The 24,490-nt window shown below is 74.4% G+C and carries 19 protein-coding genes; 7 read left to right on the top strand and 12 right to left on the bottom strand.

Annotation, left to right across the window (positions count from 1 at the left end; translation table 11 throughout):
- Position 1: 1 nt before the first annotated feature.
- The 4 genes from sufD to ACI8AK_RS07120 all read right to left on the bottom strand — a co-directional run bounded on the left by sufD (position 2) and on the right by ACI8AK_RS07120 (position 6,225).
- Entirely contained in the window at positions 2–1,321 is a 1,320-nt protein-coding gene (sufD, locus tag ACI8AK_RS07135; RefSeq protein WP_456955640.1) for a Fe-S cluster assembly protein SufD, read from the bottom strand.
- Positions 1,321–2,763 carry a Fe-S cluster assembly protein SufB gene (sufB, locus tag ACI8AK_RS07130; RefSeq protein ID WP_387992934.1) on the bottom strand — a complete coding sequence of 481 codons (1,443 nt, stop codon included), beginning with the start codon at positions 2,761–2,763 and terminating at the stop codon, positions 1,321–1,323. Before sufB ends, sufD begins: the two co-directional genes overlap by 1 nt.
- Positions 2,760–3,590: a helix-turn-helix transcriptional regulator gene (locus ACI8AK_RS07125; RefSeq protein ID WP_456955638.1), complete on the bottom strand. Its 831-nt coding sequence runs from the start codon at positions 3,588–3,590 to the stop codon at positions 2,760–2,762. The genes sufB and ACI8AK_RS07125 overlap by 4 nt, the downstream gene beginning before the upstream one ends.
- Before the next feature lie 106 nt (positions 3,591–3,696).
- Positions 3,697–6,225: an ATP-dependent Clp protease ATP-binding subunit gene (locus ACI8AK_RS07120; protein ID WP_456955636.1), complete on the bottom strand. Its 2,529-nt coding sequence runs from the start codon at positions 6,223–6,225 to the stop codon at positions 3,697–3,699.
- A gap of 210 nt (positions 6,226–6,435) precedes the next feature.
- Here ACI8AK_RS07120 and ACI8AK_RS07115 point away from each other — a divergent pair, with 210 nt between their 5' ends.
- Positions 6,436–7,380: a COX15/CtaA family protein gene (locus ACI8AK_RS07115; protein WP_387992942.1), complete on the top strand. Its 945-nt coding sequence runs from the start codon at positions 6,436–6,438 to the stop codon at positions 7,378–7,380.
- Positions 7,381–7,500: 120 nt separating this feature from the next.
- Here ACI8AK_RS07115 and ACI8AK_RS07110 read toward each other — a convergent pair whose 3' ends face one another.
- Positions 7,501–8,490, bottom strand: coding sequence for a ScyD/ScyE family protein (locus ACI8AK_RS07110; protein WP_456955635.1), 990 nt, complete (start codon positions 8,488–8,490; stop codon positions 7,501–7,503).
- 332 nt (positions 8,491–8,822) lie between these two features.
- Positions 8,823–9,737, bottom strand: a complete 915-nt coding sequence (locus tag ACI8AK_RS07105; protein ID WP_456955634.1) for a heme o synthase — start codon at positions 9,735–9,737, stop codon at positions 8,823–8,825.
- 329 nt (positions 9,738–10,066) lie between these two features.
- Between ACI8AK_RS07105 and tkt the strand changes: the two genes are divergently transcribed.
- Genes tkt through pgl form a run of 6 tightly spaced genes read left to right on the top strand, consistent with a single transcriptional unit; the run spans position 10,067 to position 18,597 of the window.
- Complete coding sequence (gene tkt / locus ACI8AK_RS07100) at positions 10,067–12,292, top strand: transketolase (RefSeq protein ID WP_387992950.1); 2,226 nt, start codon at positions 10,067–10,069, stop codon at positions 12,290–12,292.
- Positions 12,293–12,324: 32 nt separating this feature from the next.
- Positions 12,325–13,428 carry a transaldolase gene (gene tal / locus ACI8AK_RS07095; protein WP_387992953.1) on the top strand — a complete coding sequence of 368 codons (1,104 nt, stop codon included), beginning with the start codon at positions 12,325–12,327 and terminating at the stop codon, positions 13,426–13,428.
- Positions 13,425–15,035 carry a glucose-6-phosphate isomerase gene (locus tag ACI8AK_RS07090; protein ID WP_387992956.1) on the top strand — a complete coding sequence of 537 codons (1,611 nt, stop codon included), beginning with the start codon at positions 13,425–13,427 and terminating at the stop codon, positions 15,033–15,035. Before tal ends, ACI8AK_RS07090 begins: the two co-directional genes overlap by 4 nt.
- Before the next feature lie 25 nt (positions 15,036–15,060).
- Positions 15,061–16,578, top strand: coding sequence for a glucose-6-phosphate dehydrogenase (gene zwf, locus ACI8AK_RS07085; RefSeq protein WP_387992959.1), 1,518 nt, complete (start codon positions 15,061–15,063; stop codon positions 16,576–16,578).
- A gap of 25 nt (positions 16,579–16,603) precedes the next feature.
- Positions 16,604–17,773: a glucose-6-phosphate dehydrogenase assembly protein OpcA gene (locus ACI8AK_RS07080; protein WP_456949557.1), complete on the top strand. Its 1,170-nt coding sequence runs from the start codon at positions 16,604–16,606 to the stop codon at positions 17,771–17,773.
- Complete coding sequence (gene pgl, locus ACI8AK_RS07075) at positions 17,770–18,597, top strand: 6-phosphogluconolactonase (RefSeq protein ID WP_387992964.1); 828 nt, start codon at positions 17,770–17,772, stop codon at positions 18,595–18,597. The genes ACI8AK_RS07080 and pgl overlap by 4 nt, the downstream gene beginning before the upstream one ends.
- Before the next feature lie 245 nt (positions 18,598–18,842).
- Here the strand turns inward: pgl and ACI8AK_RS07070 are convergent, their stop codons facing one another.
- The 6 genes from ACI8AK_RS07070 to gap all read right to left on the bottom strand — a co-directional run bounded on the left by ACI8AK_RS07070 (position 18,843) and on the right by gap (position 24,434).
- A complete protein-coding gene (locus ACI8AK_RS07070; protein WP_387993047.1) occupies positions 18,843–19,184 on the bottom strand; it encodes an RNA polymerase-binding protein RbpA in 342 nt (113 codons plus the stop codon).
- Between the two features lie 125 nt (positions 19,185–19,309).
- Positions 19,310–19,543, bottom strand: coding sequence for a preprotein translocase subunit SecG (gene secG / locus ACI8AK_RS07065; protein ID WP_387992967.1), 234 nt, complete (start codon positions 19,541–19,543; stop codon positions 19,310–19,312).
- A 35-nt stretch (positions 19,544–19,578) separates the two neighbouring features.
- Positions 19,579–21,387 (bottom strand): ABC transporter substrate-binding protein, encoded by a 1,809-nt coding sequence (locus ACI8AK_RS07060; protein WP_456955632.1) that lies wholly within the window; start codon positions 21,385–21,387, stop codon positions 19,579–19,581.
- A 25-nt stretch (positions 21,388–21,412) separates the two neighbouring features.
- Positions 21,413–22,222 (bottom strand): triose-phosphate isomerase, encoded by an 810-nt coding sequence (tpiA, locus tag ACI8AK_RS07055; RefSeq protein WP_387992973.1) that lies wholly within the window; start codon positions 22,220–22,222, stop codon positions 21,413–21,415.
- An 11-nt stretch (positions 22,223–22,233) separates the two neighbouring features.
- Positions 22,234–23,427 (bottom strand): phosphoglycerate kinase, encoded by a 1,194-nt coding sequence (locus tag ACI8AK_RS07050; protein ID WP_456955630.1) that lies wholly within the window; start codon positions 23,425–23,427, stop codon positions 22,234–22,236.
- Entirely contained in the window at positions 23,427–24,434 is a 1,008-nt protein-coding gene (gene gap / locus ACI8AK_RS07045) for a type I glyceraldehyde-3-phosphate dehydrogenase (protein ID WP_456902950.1), read from the bottom strand. The genes ACI8AK_RS07050 and gap overlap by 1 nt, the downstream gene beginning before the upstream one ends.
- Positions 24,435–24,490: the final 56 nt, after the last annotated feature.

Below are 24,490 nucleotides of genomic sequence, written 5' to 3'. Positions count from 1 at the left end.
GTCAGGCCACCTCGACCGGCTGCTCGTCGAGGCCGGGCAGGGCGCCCAGGCGCGTCTCGATGGAGCGCATCAGGCGGTCCTGCAGCTCGTCGACCCCGATGTGCTGGACGACGTCGGCGAAGAAGCCGCGCACGACCAGGCGGCGGGCGGTCTCCGCGTCGATGCCGCGCGAGCAGAGGTAGAACAGCTGCTCGTCGTCGAACCGGCCGGTGGCGCTGGCGTGACCGGCGCCGACGATCTCGCCGGTCTCGATCTCCAGGTTGGGCACCGAGTCGGCGCGGGCGCCGTCGGTGAGCACCAGGTTGCGGTTGAGCTCGTAGGTGTCGGTGCCGGTGGCCGCGGGGCGGATGCGGACGTCGCCGATCCACACCGTGCGCGCGCCCTCGCCCTGCAGCGCACCCTTGTAGAGCACGTTGCTGGTGCAGTTGGGCACCGCGTGGTCCACCCAGAGCCGGTGCTCCTGGTGCTGCGTCTCGTCGGAGAAGTAGACGCCGAACAGCTCCGCGGTGCCGCCGGGGCCGGCGTACTGCACGTTGCTGACCAGCCGGACGAGGTCGCCGCCGAGGGTGACCACGACCTGCTTGAAGCTGGCGTCCCGGCCGACGACGGCGTCGTACTGCCCGCCGTGCACCGCGCCGGGCGCCCACTCCTGCACCGAGACGACGGTGACCTGCGCGCCGTCACCGACGAGCACGGCCACGCCGCCGGAGTACCGGGCGAGGCCCGCGTGGTCGAGGACGACGGTCACCTCCGCGAACGCGCCGACCTCGACGACGAGCTGGCCCCACACGACGTCGTCCGAGCCGCTGCCCGACAGCCGCAGCGTGACCGGGCGGTCGGGCCGGGCCTCCGCCGGCACGCGGACGACGGCCGCGCCGCCGCTGCGCTGCCGGGTGAGCGCCGCCAGCCGGTCGACCGGCTCGGGCAGGCCCTTGATCAGCGGGTCGTCGGCCTCCACGCGGGTCAGCTCGACGCCCTCGGGCAGGTCGGTGTCCCACTCCAGGTGCGCGTCCGAGGGGGCGCCGTCGAGCAGCGGGCGGATCCGGCGCATCGGGGTGAAGCGCCAGTCCTCCTCGCGGCCGGTGACCGCGCCGAAGGCCTCGGGGTCGGTCGAGGTGAACCGCTCGGCCGGCGAGCCGGTCGGGGTGGTGCCGCCGTGCGAGTGGGCGCCCGGCGCGGCCTGGCCGGCCGTGCCGGTGCCCGCCGCCGGGACGGCCGGCGGGCCCGCCTGGGTGCCCACCCCCTCGCCGAACAGCTCGCCGGCGAGGGTGGCGGACTCCGTGGTGAGACCGGTGGTGATGGGGGTGTTCTGGTCCGGCATCAGCCGACGGCACCTTCCATCTGCAGCTCGATGAGCCGGTTGAGCTCGAGGGCGTACTCCATGGGCAGCTCGCGGGCGATCGGCTCGACGAACCCGCGGACCACCATCGCCATGGCCTCGTCCTCGGACAGGCCGCGGCTCATCAGGTAGAAGAGCTGGTCCTCGCTGACCCGGGAGACGGTCGCCTCGTGGCCCATGGCGACGTCGTCCTCGCGGACGTCGACGTAGGGGTAGGTGTCCGACCGGCTGATCGTGTCGACCAGCAGGGCGTCGCACTTGACCGTCGACTTCGAGCCGGACGCGCCCTCGTCGATCTGCACCAGGCCGCGGTAGGAGGTGCGGCCACCGCCGCGGGCCACCGACTTCGACACGATGGTCGAGGAGGTGTTCGGGGCGGCGTGCACCATCTTGGCGCCGGCGTCCTGGTGCTGGCCCTCGCCCGCGAAGGCGATGGAGAGCACCTCGCCCTTGGCGTGCTCGCCGGTCATCCAGACCGCCGGGTACTTCATGGTGACCTTGGAGCCGAGGTTGCCGTCGATCCACTCCATGGTCGCGCCCTCGTGGGCGATCGCCCGCTTGGTGACCAGGTTGTAGACGTTGTTCGACCAGTTCTGGATGGTCGTGTACCGGCAGCGCGCGTTCTTCTTGACGATGATCTCGACGACCGCGGAGTGCAGCGAGTCCGACTTGTAGATCGGCGCGGTGCAGCCCTCGACGTAGTGCACGTAGGCGCCCTCGTCGACGATGATCAGCGTCCGCTCGAACTGGCCCATGTTCTCGGTGTTGATCCGGAAGTAGGCCTGCAGCGGGATCTCGACGTGCACGCCCTTCGGCACGTAGATGAACGAGCCGCCCGACCACACCGCGGTGTTCAGCGCGGCGAACTTGTTGTCGCCGGACGGGATGACCGAGCCGAAGTACTCGCGGAACAGGTCCGGGTGCTCCTTGAGGGCGGTGTCGGTGTCGAGGAAGACGACGCCCTGCTCCTCGAGGTCCTCGCGGATCTTGTGGTAGACGACCTCGGACTCGTACTGGGCCGCGACGCCGGCGATCAGCCGCTGCTTCTCCGCCTCGGGGATGCCCAGCTTGTCGTAGGTGTTCTTGATGTCCTCGGGCAGCTCGTCCCACGAGGCGGCCTGGGCCTCGGTCGAGCGCACGAAGTACTTGATGTTCTGGAAGTCGATGCCGGAGAGGTCCGACCCCCAGTCGGGCATCGGCTTGCGCTCGAAGAGCTTGAGCGCCTTGAGGCGGCGCTCGAGCATCCACTCGGGCTCGTCCTTGCGCGCCGAGATGTCCCGGACGACGTCCTCGTCGAGACCGCGTCGGGCGGAGGCCCCGGCGACGTCGGCGTCGGCCCAGCCGTACTGGTAGCGGCCGAGCTGCTCGATCTGCTCGTCCTGCGTCAGCGGCGTGCCGGTCACCGGCTGCTGGGTGCTGGTCATGCGGGCGTCCTCTCCCGGTCGTTCGTGGGGGTGCTGGTGGACGGTGCGGGGCCGGGTCGTGGGGGGACGACCCGCGCTGCTCGCTCACCGGGTACAGGGCGTGCGGGGGTCGTTCTGTTCCCCGCACCGGTGTGAGGCCGGGCGCCTCCGCTGCTGCGAGGCGGCCCGGGGATGTGGGTGGTGCAGACGCCGTCGCCGTGGGCGATCGTGGCCAGCCGCTGGACGTGGGTGCCCACCAGCCGGCCGATGACCGCCGTCTCGACCTCGCACAGCTGCGGGAACTCCGCCGCCACGTGCGCGACCGGGCAGTGGTGCTGGCACAGCTGCCCGCCGCTGGAGATCGCCGAGGCCGTGGCAGCGTAGCCCTCGGCCGTCAGCGCCTCGGCCAGCGCCCGGGCCCGCTCGACCGGCGCACCGGCCGCGCGGGCGACGGCGTCGGAGGCCCGCTGCTCGAGACCGGCCAGCTGCGCCTCGGCGACGGCGCGGACGGCGTCGGGACCACCGGAGGCCGCGACGTACCGCAGCGCGGTCAGCGCCAGGTCGTCGTAGGCGTGGGCGAACCCGGACCGGCCGGCGTCGGTGAGGTGGAAGTGCCGGGCGGGCCGGCCCCTCCCCCGGTGCGCGCCCGCGGCCGCGCGCTCCTCGACCCGGCCCTGGGCGGCCAGGGCGTCGAGGTGGCGCCGGACGGCGGCGGGGCTGACGCCCAGCCGGCCGGCCAGCTCGCTGGCGGTCTGCGGACCGTGCTCGAGCAGCAGCGCGAGCACGCGGTCGCGGGTGCGGACGTCGTCGGCCCGCACCGTCCCCGCCTGCGTCGCGCTGCTTTCCACAACACGATTGTGTCCTATTTCGGGAGGCCTGCAAGCAAGGTCCCCCTAAGTCGCCCGGCCCCCGACCGTGCAGGTCAGGGGCCGGGTGGCGCAGGTCACGACGGGCTCAGGCCCGGGCGGCCGCGGCCGGCTCGCGGTCCTCGACGCGCAGGTCGAGGGCGCCGTCCCGGACGTCGGCGACGACGTGCCGGCCGGCCCCGACGCGACCGTCGAGCAGCAGCCGGGCCAGCGGGTTGTCGACCTCCCGCTGGATCGCCCGGCGCAGCGGGCGCGCCCCGAACGAGGGCTCGAAGCCCCGCTCGGCGATCCAGGCGACCGCCTCGTCGGTGAAGGTGACCTCGATGCCCTGCGCCGACAGCCGCCGGCGGGTCTCGTCGAGCAGGAGCCGGGTGATCTGCTGCAGCTGCTCGCTCTCCAGCTGCTGGAACACCACGATCTCGTCGATCCGGTTGAGGAACTCCGGCCGGAACGACTCCCGCAGCCGCCGCATGAGCCGGTCCCGCAGGCCGGCGTCGGCCGCGGCGCCGTCACCGGTGCCGAAGCCGAGCGGGGTGTTGCGCCCCTGGATCAGCTCCGACCCCAGGTTGCTGGTCATGATCAGCACGGTGTTCGTGAAGTCGACCGTGCGGCCCTGCGAGTCGGTGAGCCGGCCGTCGTCGAGCACCTGCAGCAGCGTGTTGAAGACGTCGGGGTGCGCCTTCTCGATCTCGTCGAGCAGCACCACCGAGTAGGGCCGGCGGCGGACCGCCTCGGTCAGCTGACCGGCGTCCTCGTAGCCGACGTAGCCGGGCGGGGAACCGACCAGGCGGCTGACGGTGTGCCGCTCCTGGAACTCGCTCATGTCCAGCCGGATCATCCGGTCGGAGTCGCCGAACATCGCCTCGGCCAGGGCCCGGGCCAGCTCGGTCTTGCCGACGCCGGTCGGGCCGAGGAACAGGAAGCTGCCGATGGGCCGGTCCGGGTCGCCCAGGCCCACGCGGGACCGGCGGATGGCCTCGGAGACCACGCGGACGGCGTCGTCCTGGCCGACCACCCGCTCGTGCAGGCGCTCCTCGAGCTGCAGCAGCCGCGCCATCTCCTCCTGGGTCAGCTGGGCCACCGGGATGCCGGTCTGCCGCGAGACCACCTCGGCGACGTCCTCGACGCCGACCTCGGGCACGCCCGGCTGGCCGCCGCCGGTGCGGGCCTCCTCCAGGCGGCGCTGCGCCGTGGCGAGCTCGTCGCGCAGCTCGGAGGCGCGCTCGTACTGCTCGGCGGCGACCGCCTGGTCCTTCTCCCGCTGCAGCCGCTCGACCTCCTGCTCGAGGCCGCGCAGGTCCGTCGGCGGGGTCTTCACCCGGCGGCGGACGCGGGCGCCGGCCTGGTCGATGAGGTCGATGGCCTTGTCCGGCAGGTGCCGGTCGGTCACGTAGCGGTCGGAGAGCTCGACGGCGGCGCGGACGGCGTCGTCGGTGAAGCGCACCTGGTGGTGGGCCTCGTAGCGGTCGCGCAGGCCGCAGAGGATCTGCACGGTGTCCTCGACGCTGGGCTCCGACACCAGGATCGGCTGGAACCGGCGCTCGAGAGCGGCGTCCTTCTCGATGTTCCGGCGGTACTCGTCGAGCGTCGTCGCGCCGATGACGTGCAGCTCGCCGCGGGCCAGGGCGGGCTTGAGCATGTTGCCCGCGCCGCCGGAGCCCTCGGACGCGCCCGCGCCGACGACGGTGTGCAGCTCGTCGATGAAGACAACCACCTCGTCGGAGTGCTCGCGGATCTCGTCCACGATCTTCTTGAGCCGCTCCTCGAAGTCCCCGCGGTAGCGGGTGCCGGCCACCAGGCCGGTGAGGTCGAGCTCGACCAGGCGCTTGCCGCGCAGCGTCTCCGGGACGTCGCCCTCGACGATCTGGGCGGCGATGCCCTCGACGATCGCGGTCTTGCCGACGCCGGCCTCGCCGATGAGCACCGGGTTGTTCTTGCGGCGCCGCGAGAGGACCTCGACGGTCTGCTCGATCTCGGACTCGCGGCCGATCACCGGGTCGATCTGGCCGTTGCGGGCCATCTCGGTGAGGTCGCGGCCGAACTCGTCGAGCGTCGGGGTGCTCGAGGCCGGCCGCCCGGGACGGCCGCCGCCCGGCGTGCCGCCGCCGGTGGCCGCCTGCTGCAGCGCCTCGGGGGTGACCCCGTGCTCGCGCAGCACCCGCCCGCCCGGGGACTCGGCGTCGACGGCGAGGGCGAATAGCAGGTGCTCGGGGCCGATGTAGGTGGAGCCCAGGGCCCGCGACACCTGGTGGGCGTCGAGCAGGACCCGCTTCGCGGCCGGGGTGAGGGCGGCCCGCTCGGCCTGCGGCGTCCCCTGCGGCATCCGCTCCTCGAGCTCGGTGCGCAGCCGGTCGGGGTCGGTGCCCGTGCGGGACAGGAAGGCGCGCGCGGTCTCGTCGCCGGTCATCGCCCACAGCAGGTGCTCGGTGTCGAGGTCGGCGCTGCCGGTGGCCAGGGCCTGCGCGGCCGCGGCGTTCACCAGCTCGCGGGCCTGCTGGCTGAGGAACTGCACGGGGCTCACCCGCTGCCGCGGCGTGCGCTGCTCGCCGCCCAGGTAGCGGGCGAAGAAGTCGTCGAACGGGCTCCCGTAGGGGCCCGGGAAGAAGGGGTTGGTCATACCTCACGTCCAAGGGGAAGTCGGGGCGTCGGCGGGGCTCGCTCGGAGGTCGCCCGGATGGGGCACCCGTACCCGGGAGGGCGCACCGACACCAGGTCGGCGCGTCGGCCGCCTGCGCCTCCTACAGCGCGGTCGGGCGCCCCGTCCTTCCCCGTCCGTGATCGCCCTGGGCGAACCGGGGAGGTGGCCGGCCGCGACTAGCATCGGGCCGTGCCGGTCCTGCCCACCGCCTTCTCCCCCGCCGTCATCACGCGCCTGGCGCTGGCCAACGTGGTCGCCAACGGCGCCATCGTGGTCACCGGCGGCGTGGTCCGGCTGACCGGCTCGGGTCTGGGCTGCCCCACCTGGCCGCGGTGCACCGCCGACAGCTTCGTGACGACGCCGGAGATGGCCGGGCACGGCCTGATCGAGTTCGGCAACCGGCTGCTCACCTTCGTGCTCACCGCGGTGGCGGTCGCGGTGCTGGTGGCGGTCTGGCGCTCCCCGCGCCGGGACCTGCGGCCGCTGGCGGTGCTGACGTTCCTCGGCATCCCGGTCCAGGCGGCGATCGGCGGCGTCACGGTGCTCACCGGCCTGAACCCGTGGACCGTCGCCGTCCACTTCCTCGTCTCCACGCTGCTGGTCGCCGTCTCGACCGTGCTGTGGCTGCGGTCCCGCGAGCCCGGCGTCGGCCGGCCGGTGGTCCGCCGCCCGATCGCGCTGCTGGCCGGCGGGATCGCCGCGGTCACCGCGGTGGTGCTCGCGCTGGGGACGGTCGTCACCGGCAGCGGCCCGCACAGCGGCGACCTCGACGACGCCGGCGTCCCCACCGGCGACCGCATGGGCTTCGACCCCGAGACGGTGAGCCGGCTGCACGCCGACGCGGTGTTCCTGCTCGTCGGCCTGACGATCGCGCTGCTCGTGGCGCTGTACGCCACCGACGCCCCCGACCGCGTCCGCCGGGCCGCGCGCGACGTGCTCGTCGTCCAGCTCCTGCAGGGCGTCGTCGGCTTCGTCCAGTACTTCACGCACCTGCCGGTCGTGCTGGTGCTGCTGCACATGCTCGGCGCGGTGCTGGTGACCGCGTACACCGCGCGGCTGGTGTGGTCGGTCCGCGGCCCGGCGACCGGGCAGCCCCTCGACGCCGCCGCCGTCCCCGCCACCGCCGCCCGCTGAGCCGCCGGGCCGGGCCTCACTCCCGACCGCGCCGGCCTCACCACGCGGTGTCCGACCTCGCGCTGCAGGGTGAGGTCGGGCACCGGAGAGCGAGGTGGAGCCCCTCGTGCGGGGCCGGGCTCAGCCGCGCAGGCCGACCGTCCAGATCTCGCCGTCGAGCGTGACGACGTAGGCGGTCCGGCCCACCACCTCCATGGAGGTCGGCCGGTCGAGCGGCTCGGCCAGCAGTTCGAAGCCGCCGTCCCGGGTCGCCCGGAGCAGCTGCCCGGTGTCCGGGTCCGCCGGCGACCCCTCCGGGTTGCCGGGCGTGAAGACGCCCTGCGACAGGGCGTAGACGCCACCCGGACCGCGCTCGACGTCCACGAGCAGCCGGCCACCCGAGGCGACCTCGCGGACGTCCTCGTCACCAGGCCGGAAGGCCAGCACCCGGCCGGTCGCCGGCTCGTGCGGGACCGGCCCGGCCAGGGCGACCAGCACGCTGCGGCCGTGGGCCGCCAGGCCGGTCGGGACGACGTTCCCCAGGGTCAGGACCTCGGTGATCCCGCCGTCGGAGGTCACGTGCAGGACGCGGTTGTGGTGTCCGTCGGTGACCAGGAAGCCGCCGTGCACTGCCTCCAACGCGTACTGCACGCCGGTGGGCACGAAGAAGTCCGTCTCCGGGGGGTTCTCGAGCGACCAGGCGCCGATGTCCGCGACGACCGTGCAGGTGTCCGGAGCGTCGACGCGATAGAGCCCGACGACGTCGTCCCCGCCGACATCGGGGCCGACCAGCGTCACCAGCACATAGGCGGTCCGACCCTGGAAGGCGACGTCCATGGCACCGCCCGTGTCGTCCGGGGGGAGCACCCGCTCCGGCAGGCAGTCCGCGACCGTCGTCGCCTCCCCCGTGCGGCGGTCCACGCGGGTCAGGTCGCCGGAGACCGGCTCGGTGACGTAGAGGTCCCCACCGGGACCGACGGTGCTCCCGGAACCGCCGGCGAGCCCCTCCACCAGCAGCTGCGGCTCCGCGGTCCCGGCGGCTGGTGCGGCACTCGCCGTCGCAGGTGCGGCCAGAGCCAGCAGCAGCGCGGCGGCGGCAACCGCCGGAGCCCTTCCTGGAGTGCTCCCCACGGTCCTCCCCTTCCTCGACGCGGTCCCCCCTTCACGCGGCCGGGACGGCGCGTCGCCGCGCCCCTGCCGCGGACCGGACGGCCGGTGTACTCCGTCGCCGCGTGGGCCGGGACCCCGTTCCGGCACCGCGGTTCTCGGCTCACGGCACGGCACCACCTGCCGTGACGGCGCCCGACACGGCGCGAGACGACACTGGATCGACACCGGGCACCCCGACCGGCGAGAGGCGCCGCGTGGCGGTCGGTCGCGTCGGACGTCGAGATCCCGTGATCTCGACCGGCGGCACCGGCCCGGACGGTCGAGATCACGGGATCTCGACCCAGCCGAGTGGGTCAGACGAGGACGTCGATGGCGATGGCGATCGACAGCAGCGTCATGTGGGTGATCGACACCGAGAACAGCTTCATCGGCCGGTCGGGGACGGCGGCGCGGATGCGGTCCAGCCACTGGTGGGTCTCGGCGACGTACCAGGCGCCGAGCAGGCCGCCGCCGATGGCGAAGGCCCAGTTCAGCACCGGGGTGATCGACCCCATGAGCAGGGTGGCGCCCAGGGTCGCCCACGCCCACGCGACCGACTGGCGGCCGACGCTCTCCGGGCCGGCGACGACGGTCAGCATGGGGACGTTCGCGCGGGCGTAGTCGTCGCGGTAGCGGCTGGCCAGCGCCCAGAAGTGCGGCATCTGCCAGCAGAAGACGACGGCGAAGAAGGCGAGCGCCGGCCAGTCGAGCGAGCCGGTCACCGCCGCCCACCCGATGAGCACCGGCGCCGCGCCGGGGAAGGCCCCGAAGACCGTGTTGTGCCAGGTCCGGCGCTTGAGCACCATCGTGTAGACGACGGAGTAGGCCAGGATCGCGACCGCGGCCAGCGCGGTGGCCAGCGGCGTGGTCTCGAACCACAGGATCGCCAGCGACGCCGTGGCGAGGGCCGCCCCGAAGACCAGGGCCGCCCGCGGGGACACCACCCCGGCGGGGATCGGCCGGTTGCGCGTGCGGGACATCAGCCGGTCGATGTCGCGGTCGTACCAGCAGTTGAACACGTTGGCCGCGCCGGCGGCGAACATCCCGCCGACCATCGTCGCGGCCACCAGCCGCCAGGACGGCCACCCGTCGGCCGCCATCATCATCGCCGGCAGCGTCGTCACCAGCAGCAGCTCGACGAGCTTCGGCTTGGTCAGCGCGACGTAGGCCCCGACCACGCCCGACAGCCGGCGGGCCGGGACGGCCGGCCGCTGGGTGAGCGCCGTCACCGGGCGGCCTCTGCCGCGCGCACGCACGGACGGCAGGGAGCCACCGGGCACGAAGACAGCACGATGGTCCCTTCGAACCGGGGTATGGAACGGGCCCACTGTAGCCCTCGGCCACCCCGCCCACCGGTGCGGATGACTAGGGTTTGATCACGTTGACGCCGCGGGAACTGCGGGTAGGGCCGTCGCCGACGACGGAGGGTCACGGGTCGAGGGAGACCAGGGACACGGCCGATCCGCTGCCCCGCACCCGACGTCGTCCGCCCGGGAGCACGGACCACCGCTCCCCGGACGGCCCCACGCACGGCCGACCTCGAGGAGTTCCGCCCGACATGACCCAGGCTGACGACACGAAGAGCACGGAGTCCGAGGCCCCCGCCGAGGCCGCGACCGACTCCCCCACCGGATCGCCCCGGCAGCCGCACCCCACGCTGCCGGAGGACTTCGGCGACCTCGACCGCCGGGCCATCGACACCGCCCGCGTGCTGGCGATGGACGCCGTCCAGAAGGTCGGCAACGGCCACCCCGGCACCGCGATGAGCATGGCGCCCACGGCCTACCTGCTGTTCCACAAGTGGCTGCGGCACGACCCCACGGACCCGAACTGGGTGGCCCGAGACCGCTTCGTCCTGTCGATGGGCCACTCGAGCCTGACGCTGTACGTCCAGCTCTACCTGTCCGGCTACGGCCTGGAGCTCGAGGACCTGCAGGCCCTGCGCACCTGGGGCTCGAAGACCCCCGGCCACCCCGAGGTCAACCACACGCCCGGCGTGGAGACGACGACCGGCCCGCTCGGCCAGGGCGTCGGCAACGCCGTCGGCATGGCCATGGCCGCCCGCCGCGAGCGCGGCCTGCTGGACCCCGACGCCCCCGAGGGCGAGAGCCTCTTCGACCACACCGTCTGGGTCTTCGCCTCCGACGGCGACCTGGAGGAGGGCGTCAGCGGCGAGGCGTCGTCGCTGGCCGGCACCCAGCAGCTGGGCAACCTGGTCCTGGTCTACGACGACAACCGGATCTCCATCGAGGACGACACGAACGTCGCCTTCACCGAGGACGTCGGCAAGCGCTACGAGGCCTACGGCTGGCACGTGCAGCACGTCGACGACGGCGAGGACCTGGCCGCGGTCGACGCCGCGTTCGCCGCCGCCAAGGCCGAGACCCGCCGCCCGTCGATCATCGTGCTGCGGACGATCATCGCCTGGCCCGCGCCGAACAAGCAGAACACCGGCGCCGCGCACGGCTCGGCGCTCGGCGACGACGAGGTCCGCGCCACCAAGGAGGTCCTGGGCTTCGACCCGGGGAAGACCTTCGAGGTCGACGACGAGGTGCTCGCGCACGCCCGCTCGGTGGTCGACGCCGGCGAGAAGGCCCACGCCGAGTGGCAGGAGCGCTTCGACGCCTGGGCGCAGGAGAACCCCGAGCGCGCCGCCCTGCTGGAGCGGATGCGCGAGCGCCGGCTGCCCGAGGGCTTCGCCGACGGCCTGCCGACCTTCGACGCCGACCCCAAGGGCGTGGCCACCCGCAAGGCCTCGGGCAAGGTCCTCGCCGCCCTCTACCCGGCGCTGCCCGAGCTGTGGGGCGGGTCGGCCGACCTCGCGGAGAGCAACAACACCGCCGTCGAGGGGGAACCGTCCTTCCTGCCGGCCGACCGCCAGACGAAGATGTGGAGCGGTGGCCCCTACGGCCGCACGCTGCACTTCGGCGTCCGCGAGCACGGCATGGGCGCGGTCATGAACGGCATCGCGCTGCACGGCGGCACCCGCGTCTACGGCGGCACGTTCCTCACCTTCTCCGACTACATGCGCGGGGCGGTCCGCCTGGCCGCGCTCATGCAGCTGCCGGTGACCTACGTGTGGACGCACGACTCGATCGGCCTGGGCGAGGACGGCCCCACGCACCAGCCGATCGAGCACTTCGCCGCGCTGCGGGCCATCCCCGGCCTCGACGTCGTCCGCCCGGCCGACGCCAACGAGGTCACCGTCGCCTGGCGCACGATCCTCGAGAACAACGACCGCCCGGCCGGCCTGCTGCTGTCCCGGCAGAACCTGCCGGTGTTCGACCGCTCGGAGTTCGGCTCCGCCGAGGGCGTCGCGCGCGGCGCCTACGTGCTGGCCGACGCCTCGAACGGGCAGCCCGAGGTGATCCTGCTGGGCACCGGCTCGGAGGTGCAGATCGCCGTCGCCGCCCGCGAGCGGCTGGAGGCCGACGGCGTCCCGACCCGCGTGGTGTCGGTGCCCTGCGTCGAGTGGTTCGCCGACCAGGACCAGGCCTACAAGGACGAGGTGCTGCCGCCCTCGGTCCGCGCGCGGGTGAGCGTCGAGGCCGGCGTGCCCATGGGCTGGCGCGAGTTCGTCGGCGACGCCGGCCGGATCGTGGGGCTCACCCACTACGGCGCGAGCGCCGCCTACTCGGTGCTCTACGAGGAGTTCGGGCTGACCGACGAGGCCGTCGTCGCCGCCGCCCGCGAGTCGATCGAGGCCGCCGCCGCGGGGAACGCCGTCCCGGCCGGCCCGGTTGCAGCCACCGGGGGCCTCCCCCACCCCACCGGCGACCGCTGAACCCACGCGGCCTCACCACGAAGGGCAGAGACATGGCACAGAACGAGAAGCTGGCCGAGCTGTCACAGGCGGGCGTCGCCGTCTGGCTCGACGACCTGTCGCGGGACCGCATCCGCAGCGGCAACCTGCAGTCGCTGGTCGACGAGCGCTCCGTCGTCGGCGTCACCACCAACCCGACGATCTTCGCCGCCGCGATCAGCGGGTCGGAGTCCTACGACGACCAGCTGCACGCCCTAGCGGTGCGCCAGGTGAGCGTCGAGGAGGCGCTGCGCACCATCACCGCCTCCGACGTGCGCGACGCCTGCGACCTGCTGGCCCCCGTGGCCGAGCGGCAGCCCGGCGACGGCCGGGTGTCGCTGGAGGTCGCGCCGGGCCTGGCGCACGACACCGACGCCACCGCCGCCGAGGCCGCGCACCTGTGGTGGCTGGTGGACCGGCCGAACCTCTACATCAAGATCCCGGCCACCGTGGAGGGCCTGCCGGCCATCACGACGTCGATCGCCCGCGGGATCAGTGTCAACGTCACCCTGATCTTCAGCCTCGAGCGGTACCGCGCCGTCATGGACGCCTACCTGTCCGGGCTGGAGCAGCGCCTCGAGCAGGACCCCGACGCCGACCTCAGCGGGATCGCCTCCGTCGCCTCGTTCTTCGTGTCCCGCGTGGACAGCGAGATCGACAAGCGGCTGGAGAAGGCGGGCGCCGACCAGCTCAAGGGCAAGGCCGCGCTGGCCAACGCGCAGCTGGCCTACCAGGCCTACGAGGAGGTCTTCTCCTCCGACCGCTGGAAGGCGCTGGAGGCCAAGGGCGCGAGGCCGCAGCGGCCGCTGTGGGCCTCGACCGGGGTGAAGAACCCGGAGTACTCCGACACGCTCTACGTCAGCGAGCTCATCGCCCCCGGCACCGTGAACACGATGCCGGAGAAGACGCTGCAGGCCTACGCCGACCACGGCGCGGCGGGCACCCCGGTGCAGAAGACCTACGACGACGCCGCGGCGACGATGAAGGCCATCGCCGACGCCGGCGTCGACCTCGACGACGTGTTCCGCGTCCTCGAGGAGGAGGGCGTGCGGAAGTTCGTCGACTCGTGGGACGAGCTCACCGAGTCCGTGCGCGGCCAGCTCGAGGACAAGGCATGACGCTGGAGTTCTCCTGCTCCGGCCTCGACGTCCCGGAGGTCGTCCGCACCCAGCTCGCCGACGACGACGTCGCCGCGCGCCTGGTGGCCAAGGACGCCACCCTCTGGGGCCCCGAGGCCGAGAGCGAGGCCTCGATCCGGCTCGGCTGGCTGGACCTGCCCGCGTCCTCGCGCGAGCTGGTGTCCCGGCTGGCCGAGCTGCGGGCCGAGCTCGCCGGCGAGGGGATCGACCGCGTCGTCCTGTGCGGCATGGGCGGTTCCTCGCTGGCGCCGGAGGTCATCTGCCGCACCGCGGGCGCGCCGCTGGTCGTCCTCGACACCACCGACCCCGGGCAGGTCGCCGCGGCGATGACCGACCTCGACCGCACCGTGGTCGTGGTCAGCTCCAAGTCCGGCGGCACGATCGAGACCGACAGCCACCGGCGGGCGTTCGTCGCCGCGTTCGCCGAGGCGGGGCTGGACGAGAAGGAGGTCGGCCGGCGGTTCGTCGTCGTCACCGACCCCGGCTCCCCGCTGGCCGACACCGCCGCCGCCATGGGCGCCCGCGCGGTGTTCCTCGCCGACCCGAACGTCGGCGGCCGCTACAGCGCCCTGTCGGCGTTCGGGCTGGTGCCCGCGGCGCTGGCCGGGGTGGACGTCGGCACCCTGCTGGACGAGGCCGCCGACCTCGCCGAGCACCTCGCCGAGCCGGACAACCCGGCGCTGGAGCTCGGCGTCGCCATGGGCGCGGGCTTCCGCACCGGCCGGGACAAGGTCGCCCTCGCCGAGGGCACCGGCGGCAGCGGCCCGCGCATCGAGGGCTTCGGCGACTGGGCCGAGCAGCTCATCGCCGAGTCCACCGGCAAGGAGGGCCGGGGGCTGCTGCCCGTGGTCCTGGAGTCGGTGGACGCGCCCGGGTCGCAGGCGCCGGACGCGCTGCTGGCCGTCGTCGACGGGGACCCGGTCGACGGCCGGCCCTCGGTCGGCGTCACCGGCCCGCTGGGCGCGCAGTTCCTCGGCTGGGAGTACGCGACGGCGGTGGCCGGGCGGGTGCTGGGGATCAACCCCTTCGACCAGCCCAACGTCACCGAGTCCAAGCAGAACACCTCGCGGATCCTCGAGTCCGGCCTGCCCGAGGAGCGGCCGGCCGCCACGATCGGCGCGGTCGAGCTGTACGCCTCCGGCGGCGTGCTCGACGGCGTCGACCTGACCCAGGCCGACGGGCTGCGGCTGGCGCTGGACGCCCTGCTGGGCGCCGTCCCGCCGCGTGGCTACCTCGCCGTCATGGCGTACCTGGACCGCGAGGCCGACGCCCGGGCCGGCGAGCTGCGTGCGGCGCTGGCCCGCCGCACGGAGCACGCGGTCACCTTCGGGTGGGGTCCGCGCTTCCTGCACTCGACCGGCCAGTACCACAAGGGCGGTCCGCAGGTCGGCGCGTTCCTGCAGCTCACCGGCGCGGTGACGCAGGACCTCCCGGTGCCCGACCGGCCGTACTCCTTCGGCACGCTGCAGGCCGCCCAGGCCGCCGGCGACCGGCAGGCGCTGGCCGACCGGCAGCGCCCGCTGCTGCACCTGCACCTGACCGACCGGTCCGCCGGCATCGACCAGGTCCTCGCTGCCCTCGACTGACCCTGCACCCCCTCGAGGAGGGCACGTGATCCCCAACCCGCTGCGCGACCCGCGGGACCGGCGGCTGCCGCGGGTCCCCGAGCCCTGCGCCCTGGTCGTCTTCGGCATCACCGGCGACCTGGCCCGCAAGAAGCTGCTCCCGGCCGTGTACGACCTGGCCAACCGCGGGCTGCTGCCGACGAACTTCGCGCTGCTGGGCTTCGCCCGGCGGGACTGGGGTGACCAGGACTTCGCCGAGCTGGCACGGGACGCGGCCCGCAACGCGGCCCGCACGCCGTGGCGGGAGGAGGTGTGGGAGCGGCTGGCCAACAGCGTCCGGTTCGTCCAGGGCTCCTTCGACGACGACAACGCCTTCGACGAGCTCGCCCACGCCCTCGCCGACCTGGAGAGCAGCCACGGCATCGGCGGCAACGCGGCGTTCTACCTGTCGATCCCGCCGGCGATGTTCCCCGTCGTGCTCAAGCAGATGCAGCGCACCGGCATGGCCGAGAGCACGCCGGACCGGTGGCGGCGGGTCGTCGTCGAGAAGCCCTTCGGCACCGACCTCGCCTCCAGCCGGGAGCTCAACGAGCTGGTCGACTCGGTGTTCAGCGCCGAGGACGTCTTCCGCATCGACCACTACCTGGGCAAGGAGACCGTCCAGAACCTCATGGCGCTGCGGTTCGCCAACGAGCTGTTCGAGCCGGTCTGGAACGGCCACCACGTCGACTCGGTGCAGATCACCATGGCCGAGGACGTCGGCATCGGCGGGCGGGCGGGCTTCTACGAGAAGACCGGGGCGGCGCGCGACGTGCTGCAGAACCACCTGCTGCAGCTGCTCGCGCTCACCGCGATGGAGGAGCCGGTCGAGTTCTCGGCCGACGAGATCCGCACCGAGAAGCTCAAGGTGCTGCGTGCGATCTCGCTGCCCGAGGACCTGCACACCTTCGCCGTCCGCGGCCAGTACGAGCAGGGCTGGCTGGCGGGTCAGCGGGCCAGGGGCTACCGGCAGGAGGAGGGCGTCGACGCGCACTCGACCACCGAGACCTACGCCGCGGTCCGGCTCGGGGTGGAGACCCGCCGGTGGGCCGGCGTGCCGTTCTACCTGCGCACCGGCAAGCGGCTGCCGCGGCGGGTCACCGAGATCGCGCTGGTGTTCAACCGGGCGCCGCACCTGCCCTTCGCCGACACCGACACCGAGGAGCTGGGCAACAACCAGCTGGTGGTGCGCGTGCAGCCCGACGAGGGGGTCACCCTGAAGTTCGGGTCGAAGGTGCCCGGCAGCGTCATGGAGGTCCGGGACGTGTCCATGGACTTCCTCTACGGCGAGCAGTTCACCGAGGCCAGCCCCGAGGCCTACGAGCGGCTGCTGCTGGACGTGCTGCTCGGCGACGCCACGCTGTTCCCGCGCAACGCCGAGGTCGAGGCCTCCTGGGCCGTCATCGACCCGCTCGAGGAGTTCTGGGCCGGCAGCACGCCGCACGCCTACCGGGCCGGCGAGTGGGGGCCGCGCGCGGCCGACGAGATGCTGGCCGCCGAGGGCCGCCGGTGGCGGCGTCCGTGAGGCGCCCCCGCGGAGAGGAGACGCGATGACGACGCTCTGGGACACCACCGGCTCGGCCGTGGTCAAGGAGCTCGCCGCCCAGCGGCGGACCGGCGGAGCGGTGCTGTCGGGGGTGGCGCTGACCCTGGTGGTCGTCGCCGACGAGGGCCGGGTGGCCGAGGCCGAGGAGGCCGCGACGGCGGCCGCCGAGCAGCACCCCTGCCGGATCCTCGTCGTCGTCCGCCGGCAGATCGAGGCCCCGGTGCCGCGGCTGGACGCCGAGGTGTCCATCGGCGGGCGGCTGGGCCCCGGCGAGGCGGTCGTCATGCGCATGTACGGGCGCCTGGCGCTGCACGCGGAGTCGGTCGTGCTGCCGCTGCTGGCCGCCGACGCGCCCGTGGTCACCTGGTGGCACACCGAGCCGCCGCGGCAGCTGAGCACCGACGCGCTCGCGGTCATCGCCGACCGGCGGATCACCGACAGCACGTCGGCGTCGGACCAGCTGGCCTCGCTGCGGACCCGGGCGCACGACTACTCCCCCGGCGACACCGACCTGGCCTGGACCCGCGCCACCGGCTGGCGGGCGACGCTCACCTCCGCGCTGGACTCGGTGTCCGGCCGCCGCGGGGACGCGGTGAAGGTGCTCGGCGCCCGCGTCGAGGGCGACCCCGGGGCGGCCACCGCCCAGCTGCTGCGCGGCTGGCTCGCGTCCCGCACCGGCAGCGCGGTCGAGGTCGTGCAGGCCACCCGGCACCCCGGGCCCAGCGGCATCGACTCGGTGTTCCTGACGCTGGACCAGGACGAGGAGGTGCGCGTGCACGCCGACCGCCGCGGCGGCGCGGTGATCAGCCAGCCGTACCGGCCCGACGCCACGATGGCGCTGCCCGACCGGTCGCTGGGCGACCTGCTCGGCGAGGAGCTGCGCCGGCTGGACCCCGACGAGCCGTACGCCGAGGCGCTGGAGGCCACCACCGGGGTGACCGGCCTGGCCGGCCGGGCGCCGGTGCGCGCGCACGTGTGGGTGGACCCGGCCGAGCACGCGGGCGCGCCGTTCGCGAGGGACGACGTCGGCACCAACAGCCCGCACGGGGAGGCGCCGACGGTGCCGCCGGACTCCGAGGGCACCGACGAGGTGGCCGAGCACGGCGAGCACGACACCCCGGACCCGACGGCGCCCGAGACCCCGTCCGAGGCCGGCTCCGGAGCGGCGCGGTGACGCTGCCTCCCGGGGACCGGATCGCCGAGGCGCTCGCGGAGCGGATCGAGGGCCCCACGCCCGGGATCGTCGTCGAGCCCGACGCCGAGCTGCTGGCGCGGGCGGTGGCCTCCGCGCTGGTCGCGCGGCTGGCCGCGGCCCAGGCGGTGCACGGGACGGCGTCGGTGGTGCTCACCGGCGGCGGGATCGGGACGGCGGTGCTGCGGCACGCCGCGGAGCTGGCCGAGGAGCCGGCGCCCGGTCAGGCGGTCGACTGGACCGCCGTCGACGTCTGGTGGGGCGACGAGCGGTTCGTCCCGGCCGACGACGACGAGCGCAACGAGAAGGGCGCCCGCGAGGCGCTGCTGGACCGGGTCGGGGCGCCGCCGGAGCGGGTGCACCCGATCCCGGCGTCCGATGCCGGCTTCGACACCCCGGAGGAGGCCGCGGACTGGTACGCCGGGGCCCTGGCCGACGCCGCCCGCGACGCCGGGACCGACGGCCCGCTCCCCCGGTTCGACGTCCTGCTGCTCGGGATGGGCCCCGAGGGCCACGTGGCGTCGATCTTCCCGGACTCCCCCGCGGTCTCCGACGAACGGACCGTGGTGCCGGTGCGGGACTGCCCGAAGCCGCCGCCGACGCGGGTGAGCCTCGGCTTCGCCGCGATCACCGCCGCCGAGGAGGTCTGGCTGCTGGTGTCCGGGGAGGGCAAGGCCGAGGCCGTGGCACGGGCGCTGGGTGGCGCCGACCGCGCCGAGGTCCCGGCCGCCGGGGCCCGCGGCCGCCGGGCGACCCGCTGGCTGCTCGACGCCGCCGCCGCGAGCCGCCTGCCCGGGGCGGGGTGACCGCCGTCGACGGCTGCCTGCCGTGCGCCGTCGACGGAGGCCGACGCGTCCTCCTCCCGCACGCGGGTGCGGGAGGACGAGCCGTGGCGGCTGTCGGTCGTGCTCCGCGGGGTGCTGCCCCGTCGACCCGGCGCCGCGCCGCGAGGGCGGCCGCTGGCCGACGGCCGCGGGCTGCCGGCGCCCGGCACGCCCGGTGCCCCGGCGGAGGCCCACGGGGCCTCCGCCGGGGCGGTCAGACGGGAGCTCTAGGCGCCGCGGCGGGCCCGCAGCTTGGCGAGGGCCTCCTCGAGGAGGGCGTCACCGTCGGCGTCGCTGCGCCGCTCACGCACGTAGGCGAGGTGCGTCTTGTACGGCTCGGTCCGTGGCGCCGGCGGCGGCGCCTGCGGGTCCTGACCGGCCGGGAGACCGCAGCGCGGGCAGTCCCAGGTCTCGGGGACCTCCGCGTCGGTGGCGAAGGCCACCCGCGTCTCGTGACCCGAGCTGCACCAGTAGCCGACCCGGTGCCGCGGGGCCGCCTCTCCGCGCTCGGCCTCACCCATCGGACCCGCGCCGACCCGGGTCCCCCGGATCGCGTTGCCACCAGCCACGAGCGCCCCCTCGTCCTGACCTGCCTGCTGGATCGTCACGGCGCGTGATCACGCCGCCCGGGCAGTCTAGGGCCTGAGGGTGTCTCCCCGGTCACGATTTCGCCGCGACCAGGGGCGGGGCGGGGCTACACCTTGAGCAGGATGCCCAGCGCCACGATGCACACGGTCCAGATCAGGCCGGTGAACACGGTGAGCCGGTTGAGGTTCTTCTCGACGACCGAGGAGCCGGACAGCTGGGAGGAGACCGCGCCGCCGAACATCGAGGACAGGCCACCGCCCTTGCCCCGGTGCAGCAGGATCAGCACCACGAGCAGCACGCTGGTGAGGACCAGCAGCACGTTGAGGACGAGCTCGACCATGGCCCCAGCGTAACCGGTGCCCGCAGGCGTCCCGGTCAGCGCACGCCCGCGGTGGCCAGGTCGTGCCCCGCGTAGGGCTCCATGACCAGCCCGTTGCGCAGCCGCTGCCCGGCCAGGAGCTGCACGCGCGTCTCCACCAGCGGCACGTAGGCGCCGGTCCCGCCGGCCGCCGTCGCGACCTCCCGCCAGGCGCCCCGGGCCGCCTGCGGGTCGGCGGCGGCGCGGGCGGCGTCGACCAGCCCGGAGATCGCCGGGTCGGTGAGCCGGGCGTAGTTGGTGTTGCCGACCAGGCTCACCGAGCGGCCGTCGACCAGCGGCACGAGGAACGAGCCCGGCGTCGGGAAGTCGGCGGTCCAGGTGGCCAGCACGATGCCGAAGCCGTTGCGCGCCACGTTGTCCGGATTGCCGACGTCGGTGGCGTAGAAGCTGGTCGCCGGCAGCGGGCGCAGCTCCGCGGTGATCCCGACCTCCGCGAGCTGCGCGACGACCTCCTCGGCCACCGCGACGCTGGCCTGGGCGTCCGGCACGGCGAGGACCGTGCGGAACCCGTCGGGCTGCCCGCAGGCGGCCAGCGCCTCCCGGGCGGCGTCGGGGTCGGGGCCCGGGTCGGGGTCCTCCGGCCCGCCGCCCAGGGACCGCGGCCACAGCTGCGAGGTGCGGACGGCGTTGTCCGCGCCGCCGGCGACCTCCTGGACGGCGCCGCGGTCGATCGCGGCGGCCACCGCGGCCCGGCAGTTCGGGTCGTTCATCGGCGCGACGTCGGTGGGCAGCGCGAGCAGCCGCACCGCGCCGGTGGTCAGGTCGTCGACCCGGTCGGTCAGCGGCACGTCGCCGCCCGCGCCCTCGGCGAGCCGGGCGGCGGTGGCCGCGTGCAGGCCGGCGCCGGAGACGTCGACGTCGGCCGAGCCGGCGAGCAGCTCCTGGTCCCGCTCCAGGGTGGACAGCCCGGTGCGGACGACGACGCGGTCGGGCAGCGCCGTCCGGACCTCGTCGGTGGCCGGGTCCCACTGCGGGTTGCGGTCGAGGACGATGCCGGTCGCGGCGTCGACGGTGGTGACCGCGTAGGGGCCGGAGGAGACCGGGTCGCTGCCGTAGGCGGCGCCGGTGTCGTTCTCGATCGGCACCGGGCTGCTCGAGGGGAGCGCCAGCACGTAGGGGAAGTCGGGCTGGGCCGAGCGCAGCCGGAAGGTGATCGTGGCGTCGTCGGGCGTCTCGATCGCGGCCAGCCCCAGCCTGCCTGGGGTCTCGTCCTGGTACGGCCCGGCGTAGGGGTTCTCGGGGTCGTCGAGCAGGTCCACGACGTAGGTGGGCCCGCCGACCACGACGTCGGAGGCGAAGGACCGCTCGATGCCGTACTTGACGTCGCGCGAGGTGATCGCCCGGCCGTTCTCGAACCGGGCGCCCTGCTTGAGGGTGAACGTCCAGCTCAGGCCGCCGTCGGGGGTGGTGCCGAGGCCGGTGGCGAGGTCGGGCACCAGCTCGCCGGTGCGGCCGGGCTCGCTGGCGTAGGTCACCAGGGTGCGGGTGTAGAGCCGCATGAGGTTCCACACGCCGGGCTGGTAGGACCGCTGCGGGTCGAGGCTGTCGACCTCGCTGGTGACCACGCGCAGCGTGCCGCCGGTCGCGTCGGAGGGCGCGCGGACGCCGTCGACGCCGGCGTCGGGCCCGTCGCCGAGCACCGGGACGCCGCTGTCGCCGTCCCCGCCGCCGCTGCAGCTCACGGCCACCGCGACGACCAGCAGGACGACGAGGGCGAGCCCGAGGACGCGCCCGGGCGTGCCGCGCAGCCACTCGGGCAGGCGGCCGCCCCGGGAGCGGGCGGGTCCCTGCAGCGTGCTGTCCACCCACCCGCTCCCGTGCGGCCGCGGGCTAGCTGCCGCCTGCGGCGATCCGACAGATCTGCGCGAACTCGTCGGCGTCCAGGCTCGCGCCACCGACCAGTGCACCGTCGACGTCCGGCCCGGCCAGGATCCCGGCCGTGTTCGCGGCCTTCACCGACCCGCCGTAGAGGATACGGACCGCCGAGGCCGTCTCCGGGCCGAAACGCCCGTCGAGGCGGGACCGGAGTGCGCCGCACACCTCCTGGGCGTCCTCGGGGGTGGCCACCTCGCCGGTGCCGATCGCCCACACCGGCTCGTAGGCCAGCACGACCCCGCGCACCTGGTCGGCCGACAGCCCCTCGAGCGCGGCGTCGAGCTGGTCGGTGCAGTGCGGGACGTGTTGCCCCGCGCGGCGGACGTCGAGGCCCTCGCCCACGCACAGGATCGGCGTGAGCCCGTGCCGCAGCGCGGCCTGCACCTTGGCGGCCACCGTCGCGTCGTCCTCGCCGTGCAGCGCGCGCCGCTCGGAGTGGCCGACGACGACGAAGCCGCAGGCCAGCGCGGCGAGCATCGCGCCGCTGACCTCGCCGGTGTAGGCGCCGGAGTCGTGCGCCGACAGGTCCTGCGCGCCGTAGCCGACCGGCAGCTTGTCGCCGGTGACCAGCGTCTGCACGCTGCGCAGCGCGGTGAACGGCGGGAGCACGACGACCTCGGCGTCGTCGAGCTCCCTCTCCTTGAGGCTGAAGACGAGCTTCTGCACCAGGCCGATGGCCTCCAGGTGCGTCATGTGCATCTTCCAGTTGCCCGCGATCAGCGGGCGGCGGCCCTCGCGCGGGGCGCGCGGCGCGGTGCGTGCCATCCCCGGCCCCCTCAGTCCGCGAGCACCGCGAGGCCCGGCAGCTCCCGGCCCTCGAGGTACTCCAGCGACGCGCCGCCGCCGGTGCTGATGTGCCCGTAGGCCGCCTCGTCGAGGCCGAGCTGCCGGACCGCGGCCGCGGAGTCGCCGCCGCCGACCACCGACAGCCCGTCGACGGCGGCCACGGCCTCGGCCACGCCGCGGGTGCCGGCCTGGAAGGGCGCCAGCTCGAACACGCCCATCGGGCCGTTCCAGAAGACCGTGCGGGCGCCGGCCAGCTCGCGGCCGAACGCCTCGACGGTGCGCGGGCCGACGTCGAGACCCATCTGCCCGTCGGGGATCTGCTCGGCCGCGACGACGGCGGTGTCCACGTCGGCGCTGAACTCCGGCGCGACGACGACGTCGACCGGCAGCACGATCCGCTCCCCCGCCTCGGCCAGCAGCCGGCGGCAGGTGTCGACCTGGTCGGCCTCCAGCAGGGACCTGCCGACGCCGTGGCCCTGCGCGGCGAGGAAGGTGAAGCACATCCCGCCGCCGACGAGCAGCCGGTCCACCTTGGGCAGCAGCGCCTCGATGACGGCGAGCTTGTCGCTGACCTTCGAGCCGCCGAGCACCACGACGTAGGGCCGGTCGGGGTCGGTGGTCAGCCGCTGCAGCACGTCGAGCTCGGTGGCCACGAGCCGGCCGGCCACGTGCGGCAGCCGCTGCGCGACGTCGAACACCGACGCGTGCTTGCGGTGCACGGCGCCGAACGCGTCGTCGACGTAGACGTCGGCCAGCGCGGCGAGCCGGTCGGCGAGCTCGCCGCGCTCGGCGTCGTCCTTGCTGGTCTCGGCGGCCTCGAAGCGGACGTTCTCCAGCAGCAGGACGTCGCCGTCGCCGAGCGCGTCCGCCCGGGCGCGGGCGTCCTCGCCGGCGACGTCGGCGGCCAGCGGGACCTCCGCGCCGAGCAGCTCCCCCAGCCGCGCGGCGACCGGGGCCAGCGAGTACTGCGGGTCGGGCGCGCCCTTGGGCCGGCCCAGGTGCGCCGCGACGACGACGCGGGCGCCGGCGTCGCGCAGCGCCGCGATCGTCGGCAGGCTCGCCCGGATCCGGCCGTCGTCGGTGATGGCCCGCGTCTGCTTGTCGAGGGGGACGTTCAGGTCGGCGCGCAGCAGCACGCGCCGACCCGACACCCCCTCGGCGAGCAGGTCGTCGAGGGACCGCATCAGAGCGAGTCGCCGACGAGCTCGACCGAGTCGACCAGCCGGTTGGAGTAGCCCCACTCGTTGTCGTACCAGCCGAGCACCTTGGCCATCGGCCCGAAGACCTTGGTCAGCTTCGCGTCGTAGATGCACGAGGCCGGGTCGGTGACGATGTCGGAGGAGACGATCGGCGCCGAGGTGTACTTGAGGATCCCGGCCAGCGGGCCGGACTCGGCGGCCTCGCGGTAGGCGGCGTCGATGTCGTCGGCCGAGGCCTCGCGGCTCAGCTGGACGGTGAGGTCGGTGGCCGAGCCGGTGGGCACCGGGACGCGGACGGCGTAGCCGTCGAGCTTGCCCTGCAGCTCCGGCAGCACCAGGCCGATCGCCTTCGCGGCGCCGGTCGAGGTGGGGACCATGTTGAGCGCGGCGGCGCGGGCGCGGCGCAGGTCCTTGTGCGGGCCGTCCTGCAGGTTCTGGTCGGCGGTGTAGGCGTGGATCGTCGTCATCAGGCCGCGCTCGATGCCGAAGGCGTCGTTGAGCACCTTGGCCAGCGGGGCCAGGCAGTTCGTGGTGCAGGACGCGTTGCTGATGATCGTCTGGGTGCCGTCGTACTTCTCGTGGTTGACGCCCATGACGATGGTCAGGTCGTCGCCGGTGGCCGGCGCCGAGATGACGACCTTCTTCGCGCCGCCCTTGTCCACGTGCTTGCGGGCGTCGTCGGCCTTGGTGAAGAAGCCGGTGGACTCGACGACCACGTCGACGCCGAGGTCGCCCCACGGCAGCGCCGCCGGGTCGCGCTCGGACAGGACCTTCATGGTCTTCCCGGCGATGTCGATGCCGCCGTCGGAGGCGGCGACGTCCTCGCCCAGCACCCCCAGGATGCTGTCGTACTTGAGCAGGTGGGCCAGGACCTCGGGGCTGGTCAGGTCGTTGACCGCCACGATCTCGATGTCCTTGCCGCTGGCCGCGGCGGCACGCCAGAAGTTGCGCCCGATCCGGCCGAACCCGTTGATGCCCACGCGTACGGTCACGACTGACCTCCATGTGTCCCCGGCGACGCCCGTCGCCCCGGTCGGCCGCACGGCGC

Source organism: Geodermatophilus sp. SYSU D00867, from assembly GCF_054050315.1.
Note: the sequence above shows the minus strand (reverse complement) of the source record. Positions and strands in the feature narration are given on the sequence as shown.

Coding starts and splice junctions, on each gene's coding strand:
- sufD (WP_456955640.1), bottom strand. CDS start 1,321: ATGCCGGACCAGAACACCCCCATCACCACCGGTCTCACCACGGAGTCC.
- sufB (WP_387992934.1), bottom strand. CDS start 2,763: ATGACCAGCACCCAGCAGCCGGTGACCGGCACGCCGCTGACGCAGGAC.
- ACI8AK_RS07120 (WP_456955636.1), bottom strand. CDS start 6,225: ATGACCAACCCCTTCTTCCCGGGCCCCTACGGGAGCCCGTTCGACGAC.
- tkt (WP_387992950.1), top strand. CDS start 10,067: ATGACCCAGGCTGACGACACGAAGAGCACGGAGTCCGAGGCCCCCGCC.
- tal (WP_387992953.1), top strand. CDS start 12,325: ATGGCACAGAACGAGAAGCTGGCCGAGCTGTCACAGGCGGGCGTCGCC.
- ACI8AK_RS07090 (WP_387992956.1), top strand. CDS start 13,425: ATGACGCTGGAGTTCTCCTGCTCCGGCCTCGACGTCCCGGAGGTCGTC.
- ACI8AK_RS07080 (WP_456949557.1), top strand. CDS start 16,604: ATGACGACGCTCTGGGACACCACCGGCTCGGCCGTGGTCAAGGAGCTC.
- secG (WP_387992967.1), bottom strand. CDS start 19,543: ATGGTCGAGCTCGTCCTCAACGTGCTGCTGGTCCTCACCAGCGTGCTG.
- tpiA (WP_387992973.1), bottom strand. CDS start 22,222: ATGGCACGCACCGCGCCGCGCGCCCCGCGCGAGGGCCGCCGCCCGCTG.
- ACI8AK_RS07050 (WP_456955630.1), bottom strand. CDS start 23,427: ATGCGGTCCCTCGACGACCTGCTCGCCGAGGGGGTGTCGGGTCGGCGC.